Origin of the sequence: Gelidibacter maritimus (assembly GCF_014062315.1) — a bacterium.
Taxonomy (GTDB): domain Bacteria; phylum Bacteroidota; class Bacteroidia; order Flavobacteriales; family Flavobacteriaceae; genus Gelidibacter; species Gelidibacter maritimus.
This window is the reverse complement of record NZ_JACGLT010000019.1, coordinates 1-13346: the sequence shown is the minus strand read 5'-3', so window position 1 is coordinate 13346 and position 13346 is coordinate 1. Positions and strand designations below refer to the sequence as shown.

Sequence of the window (13346 nt, the reverse complement as noted above, 5' to 3'; positions counted from 1 at the left end):
CGAAGTTACAATCATCCAATTCCCACTTTGATGGGAAATGATCTAAGTTAGCATTCCACCATCCACATTGATTGTCTGTCCGGTGATATACGCACTTAAATCGCTTGCTAAGAACACACACGTATTTGCAATGTCCTCTGGTGTTCCACCACGTTTTAACGGAATTGCTGCTCTCCAACCTTTTACTGTAGCTTCATCTAATTTAGCCGTCATTTCAGTTTCTATAAACCCTGGTGCAACCACATTGCTTCTAATATTACGAGACCCCAACTCTAAGGCCACCGACTTTGAAAATCCGATAATTCCCGCTTTAGAAGCGGCATAATTAGTTTGACCGGCATTGCCTTTTACACCTACAACGGAACTCATATTGATGATGGAGCCTTTACGCTGCTTTAGCATGGTACGTTGTACAGCCTTGGTCATATTAAAAACGGATTTTAAGTTGACCTCAATAACCTTATCAAAATCTTCTTCAGTTAAGCGCATTAATAAGTTATCTTTTGTGATACCAGCATTATTGACTAAAACATCAATGGATTCAAAATCGGTCAATACGTCATCCACTAATTTTTGGGATTCATTAAAATCTGCGGCGTTACTTTGGTAGCCCTTGGCTTTAATTCCCATTGCATTCAATTCTTCTTCCAAAGCTTTTGCTGATTCAACAGAAGAACTATATGTAAAGGCTACATTAGCACCATGTGCCGCAAAAGCTTGCGCAATACCTTTACCGATACCTCTACTCGCTCCTGTAATGATTGCTGTTTTTCCTTCCAATAACTTCATACGTATAAATTTTTAATAGTCCATACCATTTTTGTATTCTGGCATCCGACTGCGGTTGTTAATTCTCTTATCAAATATAAGGATAAGATGCTGTTTGAAATAAAAAAACCCCACAAAATTGCGAGGTTTCTAAAATGTATTATTTGGTAATTAAGCCATTACTTCGGCAACTTTTTTACCAATTTCGGCAGGAGAATCCACAACGTGAATTCCGCAAGCTCTCATAATTTTCTTTTTGGCTTGTGCAGTATCATCACTTCCTCCTACAATGGCACCGGCATGGCCCATCGTACGTCCTGCAGGCGCAGTTTCTCCAGCAATAAAACCAATAATAGGCTTCTTGCTACCACTCTCTTTATACCAATGTGCTGCGTCAGCTTCCAATTGTCCTCCAATTTCACCAATCATCACTACACATTCTGTTTCCGGATCGTTGATCAGTAATTCAACAGCTTGTTTTGTAGTAGTTCCGATAATTGGGTCGCCACCAATCCCGATAGCTGTTGTTATCCCGAGGCCTTGCTTGACCACTTGGTCGGCAGCTTCATATGTCAAGGTTCCTGACTTAGAAACAATACCAACTTTACCTTTTTTGAAAACAAAACCTGGCATAATCCCTACCTTAGCTTCGCCTGGTGTAATTACACCAGGACAGTTTGGACCAATTAAGCGACAGTCTTTAGATTTAATATAATTGGCAGCCTTAATCATATCGGCCACCGGAATTCCTTCTGTAATGCATATAATAACTTTAATACCAGCATCTGCAGCTTCCATAATGGCATCTGCAGCAAAAGCAGGTGGTACAAAAATAATAGAAGTGTCAGCTTTGGCTTCCTTAACTGCGTCTTCAACAGTATTGAAAACTGGTCTGTCCAAATGGACTTGTCCACCTTTGCCAGGCGTTACACCCCCAACAACGTTAGTTCCGTATTCTATCATTTGTTCAGCATGAAAACTACCTTCACTACCTGTAAAGCCCTGAACTATTATCTTTGAATCTTTATTTACTAAAACGCTCATTTATATTATATTTTAAATTTTAAGACTTCGCAAAAGTAATCCTTTTAACAGCATTTATGAAGCCTTTGTTAAACTTTTATTTCTGAAAATGATTTGTAACTTTCAATATTATCATCGGCCACTTGGCTGATTTCATAACCTCTATAAAGTAAATTGTCCTTTACTTCCCAGATGCTGATAAAGTTAGCCAAAGCCACTTCATTATCAGGATCTTCAATGGTACTTGCAAACAGGGTGTATCTTATGGTAACTTGGTTTTCGTCTTGTAGCAAATGACTAATTTGAGGTCTAACGGAATGATAAGCGACCCTAATATTTTTAAAAAATCGATCTAATCCATCGTAGTCAAAAACTTGATATCCTGTGCTACTATTCCAGTGCAACAAGCAATCTTTGTGAAGATAAGAGTCAATTACTGCGCTATCATTAGCCAGATCTGATTCGTAAAAGCTTTTCACTATTTGTTTTGGTGACATTATTTGGTTTTTAATTGTTCAATAATTTGAGGAATTCTTTTAACATAAGCTTTGTCCTTTAACTCTGCTTTTGCTTCTTGTGCGGGCGTTCCCCAATAGACTTTACCACCTTCCAAAGATTTACTGATTCCAGCTTGTGCATGGATGATGGCTTTACTGCCAATTGTAATGGCACTGGTACTGCCGACTTGCCCCCATATAGTGACTTCATCTTCAATTATGACACACCCTGCAATTCCGACTTGAGAAGCAATCAAGCATTTTTTTCCAATAATGGTGTCGTGACCAATTTGAATTTGGTTGTCCAATTTAGAGCCTTCACCAATAATTGTATCCCCGGTTACCCCTCTATCAATAGTGCAAAGCGCCCCAATATGTACGTTGTCCTTGACTACCACACGTCCGCCAGAAATCAATTGATCAAATCCTTCAGGACGCTTCTTATAATAGAACGCACTGGCCCCTAAAACAGTACCGGAGTGGATTGTCACATTATTGCCAATTATAGCATCATCGTAAATAATAACATTCGGATGGATCAAGCAATCGTCACCAATAACCACGTTATGACCAATAAAACAATTGGGCTGAATAATGGTGTTTTTTCCAATTTTAGCGGAGTCTGATATGCTCTGATTTGCACTTTTAAAAGGCTTAAAATATTGGGTCAGTTTATTGAAATCTCGGAAGGGATCATCGCTGACAAGTAGCGCTTTCCCTTCGGGACATTCTACTTCCTTATTGATCAATATAATAGTGGCGTCAGATTTTAAGGCCTTATCATAGTATTTTGGATGGTCCACAAATACGATGTCACCCGGCTCCACGACATGAATCTCATTCATCCCCAACACAGGAAAATCATCAGATCCGACGTATGCGGTATTGATGATTTCTGCAATTTGTTTTAACGTATGTGGTTTGGGAAACTTCATTTACGATTATTTAATTTATGATTAAGCGGCAGACCAATTTTCAACTATAGACTGTTGGTTGAAACCTACTCTTTGATACGCTCTTTGTAAGTTCCTTTTTCTGTTTCTATGCGGATTTTATCGCCTTCATTTATAAACAACGGCACATTGACTTCTGCACCTGTCTCAACAGTTGCCGGTTTTGTTGCATTTGTAGCGGTATTGCCTTTAACTCCTGGTTCAGTAGCCGTTACCTCTAAAACCACATTTGCCGGCATCTCCACTGATAACGGCATACCATCTTCAGTGTTGATTAAGATGGTAACAATTTCGCCTTCTTTCATTAAGTCAGGTCTATCCAAAGCCGCTTCCAAAAGTCGGATTTGCGTATAGTCTTCCTGATTCATAAAGTGATAAAATTCACCATCATGGTATAAAAACTGAAATTTATGTGTTTCTACACGGACTTCGTCAATTTTATGCCCTGCTGAAAATGTATTTTCTAAGACTTTTCCACTGGTTACACTTTTCATCTTAGTTCTTACAAACGCTGGACCTTTACCAGGTTTTACATGTAAAAACTCTACAATTTTATAAATATCGTTATTGTACCTGATGCACAATCCATTTCTTATGTCTGATGTTGTTGCCATAATATTTCCCACGAAAGTGGACGCCTTTTAAAAATTAATATTTAATTTGATTTAAAATAACCCTTCATGATGCCCCTATGAGAGTTTTTGATGAACTGTAGGATTTCATCACGCTCTGGAGTAGCTTCCATTTCAGCCTCAATGATTTCAGAAGCTTGGGTATTGTTGTAGTTTTTTTGATAAAGAATACGGTAGATATTTTGTATCTCTCTGATTTTATCGGAAGAAAACCCACGCCGTCTTAAGCCTACCGAATTAATGCCTACGTAAGACAAAGGTTCTCTTGCCGCTTTTACAAAAGGCGGCACATCTTTACGCACTAAGGATCCACCAGTTACAAAAGCGTGGTTACCTATAGAACAAAATTGATGTACTGCGGTCATTCCGGCCAAAACTACATAATCGCCAACTGTAATATGTCCGGCAAGTGTGCTATTATTTGAGAAAATACAATTATTACCAATAATGCAATCGTGGGCAATATGGCAATAGGCCATGATCAAACAATTATCTCCAATGACGGTTTTCATCCTGTCGGAAGTCCCTCTATTGATCGTGACACATTCTCTAATGGTGACATTATTACCAATTTCGGTAATAGTATCTTCGTCTTTAAATTTTAAATCTTGTGGAACCGCGGAAATCACTGCTCCGGGAAAAATATTACAGTTTTTTCCAATGCGAGCCCCTTCCATAATCGTTACGTTACTCCCAATCCAAGTTCCATCACCAATGATCACATTGTTGTGTATGGTTGTAAACGGATCAATCACAACATTTTTTGCTATTTTGGCTCCAGGATGTACGTATGCTAATGGCTGGTTCATTTCCTTTTGTTTATTTTTTTTATATTCTTTTAATTGACAAATCAATTAGTCTAATTTTAATCGATAATTTAAATGGTTGCTCTCTCCTATTTAATTTTTGAAATTTGCGCCATCAATTCCGCCTCTGCACATAGTTTTCCATTGGCATAAGCATAGCCTTGCATGTGACAAATACCTCTTCTGATAGGAGTAATCAAATCACATTTAAAGATCAAAGTATCTCCTGGAACCACTTTCTGTTTGAATTTTACCTTATCAATTTTCATGAAGAATGTCAAGTAATTTTCCGGATCAGGAACGGTGCTCAATACAAGAATTCCTCCAGTTTGCGCCATTGCTTCTACAATTAAAACGCCTGGCATAACTGGTGCTCCAGGGAAATGTCCTGCAAAAAACGGTTCGTTCATTGTTACATTTTTGACTCCAATAACCCCAGAATCTGTCAATTCAAATATCTTATCAATCAATAGAAACGGTTGTCGGTGCGGCAACATATCCATAATCTGATTGATGTCCATTAAAGGCTCCTGATTCAAATCGACCACAGGCACATTACTTCTTCTTTCATTTCTGATCATATTGAACATTTTTCTGGCAAACTGGGTGTTTATAAAATGTCCAGGTTTGTTGGCAATGACTTTTCCTCTCAGAGGAATACCTATCAGTGCCAAATCGCCAATCACGTCCAACAATTTATGTCGTGCCGCCTCGTTGGGATGGTGCAAGGTTAAGTTATCGAGGATACCGTTTGGCTTGACCGCAATGGCGTCCTTTTTAAAAGCGACTCTTAACTTTTCCATGGTTTCTTGCGATAATTCCTTATCCACATAAACAATAGCGTTATTTAAATCGCCACCTTTAATGAGTCCATGCTCCAATAGCATTTCTATTTCGTGCAAGAAACTAAAGGTTCTCGCATTTGAAATATCTTCTTTAAAATCGTGAATGGTATTTAAGGTTGCGTTTTGGGTTCCTAAAATTTTAGTTCCAAAATCGACCATAGTAGTTACCTGATATTCATTGGCCGGCATAATAATAATTTCGCTGCCAGACTCTTGGTCAATATAAGAGACTACGTCAGTCACAACGTATTCTTCTCTAAATTCATCTTGTTCTTCAATACCTGCTTCTTCAAGTGCCTGTACGAAAAATTTAGATGAGCCATCCATAATTGGAGGTTCTGAAGCATCGATTTCTATCATAACATTATCGATATCCATGCCTACAAGTGCTGCCAATACATGTTCAGATGTCTGAATGACAACGCCATTTTTTTCTAATCGCGTGCCACGTTGTGTATTGGTAACAAAGCTTGCTATGGCCTCAATGACAGGTGTTCCCTCAAGATCCATACGTTTAAAAGCGAATCCAGAATTTACTGGCGCAGGTGAAAATGTCAGTGTTACATCGTTACCTGTATGCAATCCAACACCCTTTAAAGAAACTTTCTTCTGGATGGTTTTCTGCTTGATGTCTGTCTTAACTATTCCCATTTATTTTTTATCAATTTTATTAATTTCTTTCATGATTTTAGGCAGTTTTTTAAAATACACGTAAGATTTATTGTAATCTGCATAAGCGAATGCCGGTGAACCTTGAAGCACTTCATCATCCTTAACATTTCTCCCAATTCCCGATTGCGCCTGTATTTTTACATTATTTCCAATGATAATATGACCTACAATACCAACTTGTCCACCAATAATGCAATTTTCACCTATTTTAGTGGACCCTGCAATTCCTGTTTGTGCGGCAATAACGGTGTTTCTCCCAATTTCAACATTATGGGCCACTTGGATTTGATTATCCAATTTAACTCCTTTTCTAATTTTTGTCGATCCTAATGTTGCTCTATCAATTGTGGTAGCTGCACCAATATCTACATAGTCTTCTAGAATGACATTGCCCGTTTGTGGCACTTTGGCATACTCTCCCTTGTCATTTGGTGAAAAACCAAAACCATCGGCACCAATGATGGCACCTGAATTAATGACGCAATTTTTGCCAATAACACAATCAGAGTATACTTTAGCACCGGCATATAAAACCGAATTATCATCAATTTTTACGTTATCGCCAATATAACAATTTGGAAATATCTTTACATTGTCTCCTATGGTTACATTTTCTCCAATATAAGTAAATGCACCAATATACACGTCTTCGCCATATACTGTGGTCTTGGCAATATGAGACGGCTGTTCAACACCAAACTTATTGAGTTTTCCTTGATTATAATACTCCAGAAGTTTTGAAAACGACTTGTAAGCATCATCAACTTTTATGAGTGTGGTGGTAATGGCGTGTTCTGCTTCAAAAGTTTTGTTGACAATAGTTATCGATGCTTTTGTAGAATAGATATGCGCCTTGTACTTAGGGTTAGCCATAAAGGTCAACGACCCCTCAGTACCCTCTTCGATCTTTGAAAGTTTCGAGACTTTAACATCGGGATTACCGATGATTTCGCCTTCTAAAATTTCTGCTATTTGTAATGCTGTAAATTTCATCAACCGCAAAAATAGAAAAAATGTACCATATAATGTTATTTACTGTAAAGTTACTTCGATTAGCCCGGTATAACCGATAACAGAGCTAAATGTTCTCATCTGGTTTTACAGCGTTGCATCCTGAACCTTAAAACATTCACTATCAATCACGCTGTTGTGCTTTAAACAACACTTTATTATATTTAAATATCCCTAAATCCTTATTCCTATCGCTTCGGATAACAGATATAATATTTGGTCACGGGTTTTGAAAGTGCTTTTAAGTTCAATTGGTCGGAGGCCTTTACGATATCTTGAATCTTTCCTGATTTATGTAAAATGTTTATCGTCTGGGTTTTTAGCTGATAGGCTTGGTTGGAAATTTCGCCCGTAAACACAAAGTAATCGGCTTCTTCTTCACTTATATCATAACGTTGCATCAGGTTTTCTTTATGGACTGTCACGCTGTCCAATTTGCGTTTCTTGTTTTTTAGTTTCACCTTCAGCAAATCTCTGTTGATGATCATGTCACACAGATTTTTTAGTACAAAATCGTCATGGTATTGCCATTCTTTCATACTAGATACAATATCGTAATCATCCAATTGGGCGAAAACTTCTAAAGTATCTGTTGTAAAGTTTGAGTTGTTGATTTCGTTGTTTAAGAAATAAGACAAGGCCCTACTCGCTTTTAGATCTCTTCCGCTTTGGGTGAGCTCCTTGGCACGTTTTAAAACACGCATCAACAACTGTTCGGCCACTACACTTGTTTTATGCAAATAGACTTGCCAATACATCAATCGTCTTGCTACCAGAAATTTTTCAACACTATATATTCCTTTTTCTTCAACCACCAGCTCATCATTTACCACGTTGAGCATGGTTATTAATCGCTCCGCATTAATGTTCCCTTCTGCCACTCCTGTGTAAAAACTATCACGCTTTAAATAATCCGCACGATCCATGTCCAATTGGCTCGAAATTAACTGCCCCATAAAATTTCGATGGTATTCCCCTTTAAATATTTGGATGGCGAGCGTTAAACTTCCGTTAAATTCCTCATTCAACTTTTCCATGAATAGCAGCGAAATTGTCTCATGGGAAATTCCTGTAACAATACTATGTTCCATGGCATGACTAAACGGCCCGTGGCCAATATCGTGAAGTAGAATGGCAATCAATAAACCGTTTTCTTCGGCTTCAGAAATGTCAACCCCCTTAAATCGAAGCACATTGACCGCCTTTTGCATTAAATGCATACAGCCCATGGCGTGATGAAATCTTGTATGGTGAGCTCCAGGGTAAACCAAATAAGACATCCCCATTTGAGAAATCCGACGCAGCCTTTGAAAGTATTTATGGGCAATCAAATCGAAGATTAACGAATTGGGTATGGTAATAAATCCGTAAATTGGGTCGTTAAATATTTTGAGTTTGTTTACTTTATCCAAACTTAAGTTTTTAATCATTAATATAATTTAAACAAATATACATGAACCACATAAATATTCTTTGGGTTGACGACGAAATTGATTTACTAAAACCCCATATATTGTTTTTAGAGAAAAAGAATTACAATGTCACCTCTTGCAAAAGTGGTACAGAAGCTTTAGAGATCATAGATGACACCAATTTTGACATTGTTTTTTTAGATGAAAACATGCCAGGTTTAACGGGTCTGGAAACACTGAATGAAATTAAGGAACGCCGCGCCAATTTGCCTGTAGTAATGATTACCAAAAGCGAGGAAGAATATATAATGGAAGAAGCCATCGGGAATAAAATTGCGGATTATCTTATAAAACCGGTGAACCCCAATCAAATTCTATTGAGCTTAAAAAAGAACTTGGACCATTCCAGATTGGTTTCGGAAAAAACAACGTCCAATTACCAGCAGGAATTCCGAAAAATTGCCATGGATATGTCTATGGTCAACAGTTATGAAGAGTGGTCAGATTTATATCAGAAATTAATTTATTGGGAACTACAACTGGAAGACATTGAAGATGTAGGCATGACTGAAATTTTGGAGTCTCAAAAAACCGAGGCCAATGCTCAGTTTGGAAAATTCATTGAGAAAAATTATACAGAATGGTTTGATCATAATGCCGATGCACCCGTCATGTCACATACCCTGTTTAAAAAGAAAATAGTACCCGAATTAAGTGACAAGCAGCCCACCTTATTAATTGTTATTGACAATTTGCGATATGATCAATGGAAGGCTTTTGAACCAATTGCGAGCAATTATTACAAAAAAACATCAGAAAGCTCCTTTTATAGTATATTGCCAACGGCCACACAATATGCCCGTAATGCCATTTTTTCAGGATTAATGCCAAGTGAGATGGAAAAACGCCATCCAGAATATTGGAAAAATGATGTAGATGATGGTGGAAAAAATCTTTATGAGGCCGAATTTTTAGAGGCACAGCTAAAGCGTTTAGGACTGCAGAATTTAAAAACTGAATATCACAAAATCACGAATCTTCAAACCGGAAAAAAACTGGTCGAAAATTTCAAAACATTAAAAAACAACGATTTATCCGTGATTGTTTATAATTTTGTGGACATGCTTTCACACTCCAAAACAGAAATGGATGTGGTTAAAGAGCTAGCATCAAATGACAAAGCTTACCGCTCTCTTACGGTAAGTTGGTTTAAAAACTCGCCATTATTGGAAATGATTCAAAAGGCACAGCAGATGGGCTTTAAGTTGATTTTAACCACAGACCACGGCACAATTAATGTAAACAACCCTACAAAAGTCATAGGCGATAGAGATACCAGTTTGAATTTGCGCTATAAAACTGGACGCAGTCTGTCTTATGAAGCAAAAGATGTATTTGTGGTTAAAGATCCAAAAACCGTACACCTACCCTCCATAACCATGAGCAGTTCATTTATTTTTGCTAAAGGTGATCTGTTTTTGGCTTACCCGAATAACTACAATCACTATGTAAGTTATTTCAGGAATACCTATCAACATGGTGGTGTTTCGTTAGAAGAAATGATTATTCCGTTTGTAGTTCTAAACCCAAAATAAATCTATGTATTACCTAAAAACCCGATGAAATACCATTTTATTTAGTTTTTGTCGAATTTTATGCGTAATATTGCCTCCTAAACCAATTCATCTTTGCTAATTATGACGTTCAAGTATTCTGTTGAAGAAATTGAATCTGTTGCAAGTGCCATATTACAAGAAACCACATCCAAGACGCTTTTATTTTATGGCGATATGGGCGTAGGTAAAACCACCTTAATAAAAGCGCTTTCACAACAATTAGGTAGTACAATGAATGTGAGCAGTCCGACATTTTCAATTGTTAACGAATATGAAATCAACGACGGCTTGATCTATCATTTTGATTTGTACAGAATAAAGGACGAAGAAGAGGCTCTGAATTTTGGAATAGAAGAGTTTTTATTTAATGACCAATGGATTTTTATTGAATGGCCTGAGAAATTGGGGAATTTACTTCCTGAAATATTCAATACGATTGAAATAAAATTAAATTTAGATGGCACAAGGAGTCTAAAATTGTGCACCAATACTAATTTAACCAAACAAAAAGCAAAAAAGCAGAAAATAAATTGAATAATTAGTGCAACCACAGCCCGCGTCAATTTTGAAGAGTACGGGAAAACCGTAATGCTCAAGCGATTTTAGGGATTAGTTTTAACATTTGGTTAACACGATTTATATAGTGTTGATGGTACATTTGGAATAATTAATTAATTAAATCCCTTGAATTATGAAAACAAAAAAGTACATGATTGCCTTAGCAATCTTCGGTGGTGCGTTGTTCACTGCACAAGCTTCAAATCTTATCAATTTAGATGGACAAACGACAACTGAAATTAAAAGATCTTCTATCAAAATCCCAGCTGGAGGATAAAAATAGTATAAAAAAGAGATTCTTTTTAGGGAGTATCCTAGCGACTTTTATCGCTGGATCTCCCTTTCTATTTTACTTATACAATTACGTACCTCCTACAGCTGATTGGGAAACATTCTTATTTACTTACCACAGCGGCTATTATGAAAATGCCCAAACAGCCATGTGGATGTTAACCGGCAAATTAATTACACTTCTTTTTCTAACTGTTTGGTTCTTTACCTGCCGTCATTGGTGGTATCATGCTTTACTAGTTCCAATCGTAATGTACATTTACCAAGTGATTGTAGCCATTTATCAGGATACAACTTTGGATGAATTTGATTTAGTGTACCTTTTACCAATTATGGCTATAATTATTCCATCAATCTACTTAATTAGAGCTAAGGTTTTCAATAAAATCAATGATGCAGATAAAACCATGCAGGAGCTGGAAGATGAATTTAGAATACGACCTAAAGGCTTTGTGAATAGACTGAAGGAATACTTTTAGAGAACAATAGCCTTTGATTTGAACCTTTATCTATTAACGTTCGTATGAAAATTCTTTCCGAAGTAATTAGGTCTTAAATTATCAGAATCTTCAATTTCTATACTTTCAACTTCACAAAGACAAAAGTCAAATCGTTTTTAAAGTCCTTTCAATCCACGACAATTTTGGCAAGAAAGTGTTCACCGAATTGTACACCATTTAGTTGATATTATATGATATCAAGTGATACCACTAAAAACAAAAAAACACTGATAATTATACAATTAACAGTGTTTTAGTTTGTCCTATTGTCCGGTTTATAGGGTGGCAGGATTAAATTCGTTGATCCTGAGATGGGAGTTGTTGCTCATTAAAGGGGGTCAACACAAAAAGTTGTGGAGTAAGGAAAAATAAAAGAACTTTGGAACAAAAATTTTCTATGTCCTCAGATTCACTATTATCTATTGCCAATTTATTACTCCCCGAAGTTCTTGTGACCTATTTTGATCTTAAAAAACACGAGGTCAAAGGCGAAGAGCTCCACTTTTATTTTACGGAACTGAACACCGTCCCCGAGGGACACAGTGGCATTAGGCTTCATTCCAAAGGATTCTTCCCTGAGGCCACGGTTCAGGATTTTCCTATACGTGGAAAGAACGTCTTTCTGCACATCATACGTCGCAGATGGGTTGACCGGGACACGGGTACAGTGGTAACCAGAGATTGGCAATTGGTAGCAAAAGGAACTAGGATCACTAGTGAGTTTGCTACTTTTTTAAAACAGATCCGTCAGTAACAATGCCTCGAGCACATCGCTTGTTGCCAAGTTCTATGGCGTCAGTCCCAGGAACCTGCAAAGGCAGTACAAGGACTATCTAAGCGATTTTAAGACCTGGGACCAGAAAGCGCATGCAAAGCAATGGCTCCTCTTCCCACAAAACCTTGGAGGCTACCTATCCCTTGATGAGACCGCTTTTTCCAATGGAGAACTATATACCATAGTGACCAATAAAAACGCCCAGGGAAAAAAGGGGGCCATAGTGGCCATGGTCAGGGGCACCAAGGCAGAGGATGTTATAAGGGTATTGCAGCAGATCCCTTTAAAACAAAGAAGAACGGTCAGGGAAGTCACCTTGGACATGGCCGGGAACATGGGTCTGATCGTTAGAAGATCATTCCCCGAGGCAACCTTGGTCATAGACCGTTTCCATGTCCAGAAACTGGCACTGGAGGCACTGCAGGAGATCAGGATCAAGCACAGGTGGGAAGCACTGGATGCTGAAAATGACGCCATTGAAAACGCCAGGACCAAATCCACAAAATACACTCCGGAGTTATTGCCCAATGAGGATACGTTAAAACAGTTATTGGCCAGGAGCAGATATCTACTTTACAAAGCAAGCAGTAAGTGGACTGATAATCAACAAAAAAGGGCAGCAATACTCTTTGCACGCTATCCCGATCTGGAAAAAGCATATAAATTATGTCAGAACCTTTCCTGGATATTCAACAACACAAAGGACAAGACATCGGCTCTCATAAGATTGGCAAAGTGGGATGAAAAAGTGAGACAGGCGGCATTTAAAAGCTTTAATACCATCTCCAGAACCATGTCAATCCATTATCAAAATATACTGAACTATTTTGACAACAGAAGTACCAACGCTTCTGCAGAATCGTTCAATGCAAAAATAAAAGCTTTTAGAGCGCAGTTCAGAGGGGTTAGAAACATGGAATTCTTCCTGTACAGACTTACAACAATTTATGCATAATCCTAAAATCCCACAACTTTTTGACTTGATCC

At 37.7% G+C, this 13346-nt stretch carries 15 protein-coding genes; 6 read left to right on the top strand and 9 right to left on the bottom strand.

Annotation, left to right across the window (positions count from 1 at the left end):
- Positions 1–42 precede the first annotated feature (42 nt).
- From fabG to H3Z82_RS16995, 9 genes are all read right to left on the bottom strand, one after another.
- The gene (gene fabG, locus H3Z82_RS17035) at positions 43–789 is read right to left on the bottom strand and encodes a 3-oxoacyl-[acyl-carrier-protein] reductase (RefSeq protein WP_182206710.1); all 747 of its coding nucleotides are present in this window, start codon (positions 787–789) and stop codon (positions 43–45) included.
- Between the two features lie 150 nt (positions 790–939).
- Positions 940–1812, bottom strand: a complete 873-nt coding sequence (gene sucD, locus H3Z82_RS17030) for a succinate--CoA ligase subunit alpha (protein WP_182206709.1) — start codon at positions 1810–1812, stop codon at positions 940–942.
- Positions 1813–1880: 68 nt separating this feature from the next.
- Positions 1881–2288 (bottom strand): nuclear transport factor 2 family protein, encoded by a 408-nt coding sequence (locus tag H3Z82_RS17025; RefSeq protein ID WP_182206708.1) that lies wholly within the window; start codon positions 2286–2288, stop codon positions 1881–1883.
- Entirely contained in the window at positions 2288–3223 is a 936-nt protein-coding gene (locus H3Z82_RS17020) for a UDP-3-O-(3-hydroxymyristoyl)glucosamine N-acyltransferase (protein WP_182206707.1), read from the bottom strand. The genes H3Z82_RS17025 and H3Z82_RS17020 overlap by 1 nt, the downstream gene beginning before the upstream one ends.
- Before the next feature lie 65 nt (positions 3224–3288).
- The gene (gene efp / locus H3Z82_RS17015) at positions 3289–3855 is read right to left on the bottom strand and encodes an elongation factor P (protein WP_182206706.1); all 567 of its coding nucleotides are present in this window, start codon (positions 3853–3855) and stop codon (positions 3289–3291) included.
- Positions 3856–3896: 41 nt separating this feature from the next.
- Positions 3897–4682: an acyl-ACP--UDP-N-acetylglucosamine O-acyltransferase gene (gene lpxA / locus H3Z82_RS17010; RefSeq protein ID WP_182206705.1), complete on the bottom strand. Its 786-nt coding sequence runs from the start codon at positions 4680–4682 to the stop codon at positions 3897–3899.
- An 86-nt stretch (positions 4683–4768) separates the two neighbouring features.
- Positions 4769–6175, bottom strand: coding sequence for a bifunctional UDP-3-O-[3-hydroxymyristoyl] N-acetylglucosamine deacetylase/3-hydroxyacyl-ACP dehydratase (locus H3Z82_RS17005; protein ID WP_182206704.1), 1407 nt, complete (start codon positions 6173–6175; stop codon positions 4769–4771).
- Positions 6176–7189 carry a UDP-3-O-(3-hydroxymyristoyl)glucosamine N-acyltransferase gene (gene lpxD, locus H3Z82_RS17000; protein WP_182206703.1) on the bottom strand — a complete coding sequence of 338 codons (1014 nt, stop codon included), beginning with the start codon at positions 7187–7189 and terminating at the stop codon, positions 6176–6178.
- Positions 7190–7395: 206 nt separating this feature from the next.
- Positions 7396–8619, bottom strand: a complete 1224-nt coding sequence (locus H3Z82_RS16995; RefSeq protein WP_182206775.1) for an HD domain-containing protein — start codon at positions 8617–8619, stop codon at positions 7396–7398.
- A gap of 41 nt (positions 8620–8660) precedes the next feature.
- On the opposite strand from H3Z82_RS16995, the gene porX reads away from it, so the two are divergent.
- The 6 genes from porX to H3Z82_RS16970 all read left to right on the top strand — a co-directional run bounded on the left by porX (position 8661) and on the right by H3Z82_RS16970 (position 13314).
- A complete protein-coding gene (gene porX, locus H3Z82_RS16990) occupies positions 8661–10214 on the top strand; it encodes a T9SS response regulator signal transducer PorX (RefSeq protein WP_182206702.1) in 1554 nt (517 codons plus the stop codon).
- A 102-nt stretch (positions 10215–10316) separates the two neighbouring features.
- Positions 10317–10769 carry a tRNA (adenosine(37)-N6)-threonylcarbamoyltransferase complex ATPase subunit type 1 TsaE gene (gene tsaE / locus H3Z82_RS16985; protein ID WP_182206701.1) on the top strand — a complete coding sequence of 151 codons (453 nt, stop codon included), beginning with the start codon at positions 10317–10319 and terminating at the stop codon, positions 10767–10769.
- A 157-nt stretch (positions 10770–10926) separates the two neighbouring features.
- Positions 10927–11070 (top strand): hypothetical protein, encoded by a 144-nt coding sequence (locus H3Z82_RS16980; protein WP_182206700.1) that lies wholly within the window; start codon positions 10927–10929, stop codon positions 11068–11070.
- Complete coding sequence (locus tag H3Z82_RS16975; RefSeq protein WP_235982482.1) at positions 11012–11563, top strand: hypothetical protein; 552 nt, start codon at positions 11012–11014, stop codon at positions 11561–11563. The genes H3Z82_RS16980 and H3Z82_RS16975 overlap by 59 nt, the downstream gene beginning before the upstream one ends.
- Before the next feature lie 418 nt (positions 11564–11981).
- Positions 11982–12338, top strand: a complete 357-nt coding sequence (locus H3Z82_RS19550) for an ISAon1 family transposase N-terminal region protein (RefSeq protein WP_220459145.1) — start codon at positions 11982–11984, stop codon at positions 12336–12338.
- Between the two features lie 55 nt (positions 12339–12393).
- On the top strand, positions 12394–13314 hold the full coding sequence (locus H3Z82_RS16970) for an ISAon1 family transposase (protein WP_220459144.1): 921 nt from the start codon (positions 12394–12396) through the stop codon (positions 13312–13314).
- Positions 13315–13346: the final 32 nt, after the last annotated feature.

Bases quoted from the DNA above. Each gene is read 5' to 3' on its own strand.
- fabG (WP_182206710.1), bottom strand. From the start codon at position 789: ATGAAGTTATTGGAAGGAAAAACAGCAATCATTACAGGAGCGAGTAGA.
- sucD (WP_182206709.1), bottom strand. From the start codon at position 1,812: ATGAGCGTTTTAGTAAATAAAGATTCAAAGATAATAGTTCAGGGCTTT.
- H3Z82_RS17025 (WP_182206708.1), bottom strand. From the start codon at position 2,288: ATGTCACCAAAACAAATAGTGAAAAGCTTTTACGAATCAGATCTGGCT.
- H3Z82_RS17020 (WP_182206707.1), bottom strand. From the start codon at position 3,223: ATGAAGTTTCCCAAACCACATACGTTAAAACAAATTGCAGAAATCATC.
- efp (WP_182206706.1), bottom strand. From the start codon at position 3,855: ATGGCAACAACATCAGACATAAGAAATGGATTGTGCATCAGGTACAAT.
- lpxA (WP_182206705.1), bottom strand. From the start codon at position 4,682: ATGAACCAGCCATTAGCATACGTACATCCTGGAGCCAAAATAGCAAAA.
- H3Z82_RS17005 (WP_182206704.1), bottom strand. From the start codon at position 6,175: ATGGGAATAGTTAAGACAGACATCAAGCAGAAAACCATCCAGAAGAAA.
- lpxD (WP_182206703.1), bottom strand. From the start codon at position 7,189: ATGAAATTTACAGCATTACAAATAGCAGAAATTTTAGAAGGCGAAATC.
- porX (WP_182206702.1), top strand. From the start codon at position 8,661: ATGAACCACATAAATATTCTTTGGGTTGACGACGAAATTGATTTACTA.
- tsaE (WP_182206701.1), top strand. From the start codon at position 10,317: ATGACGTTCAAGTATTCTGTTGAAGAAATTGAATCTGTTGCAAGTGCC.
- H3Z82_RS16980 (WP_182206700.1), top strand. From the start codon at position 10,927: ATGAAAACAAAAAAGTACATGATTGCCTTAGCAATCTTCGGTGGTGCG.
- H3Z82_RS16975 (WP_235982482.1), top strand. From the start codon at position 11,012: ATGGACAAACGACAACTGAAATTAAAAGATCTTCTATCAAAATCCCAG.
- H3Z82_RS19550 (WP_220459145.1), top strand. From the start codon at position 11,982: ATGTCCTCAGATTCACTATTATCTATTGCCAATTTATTACTCCCCGAA.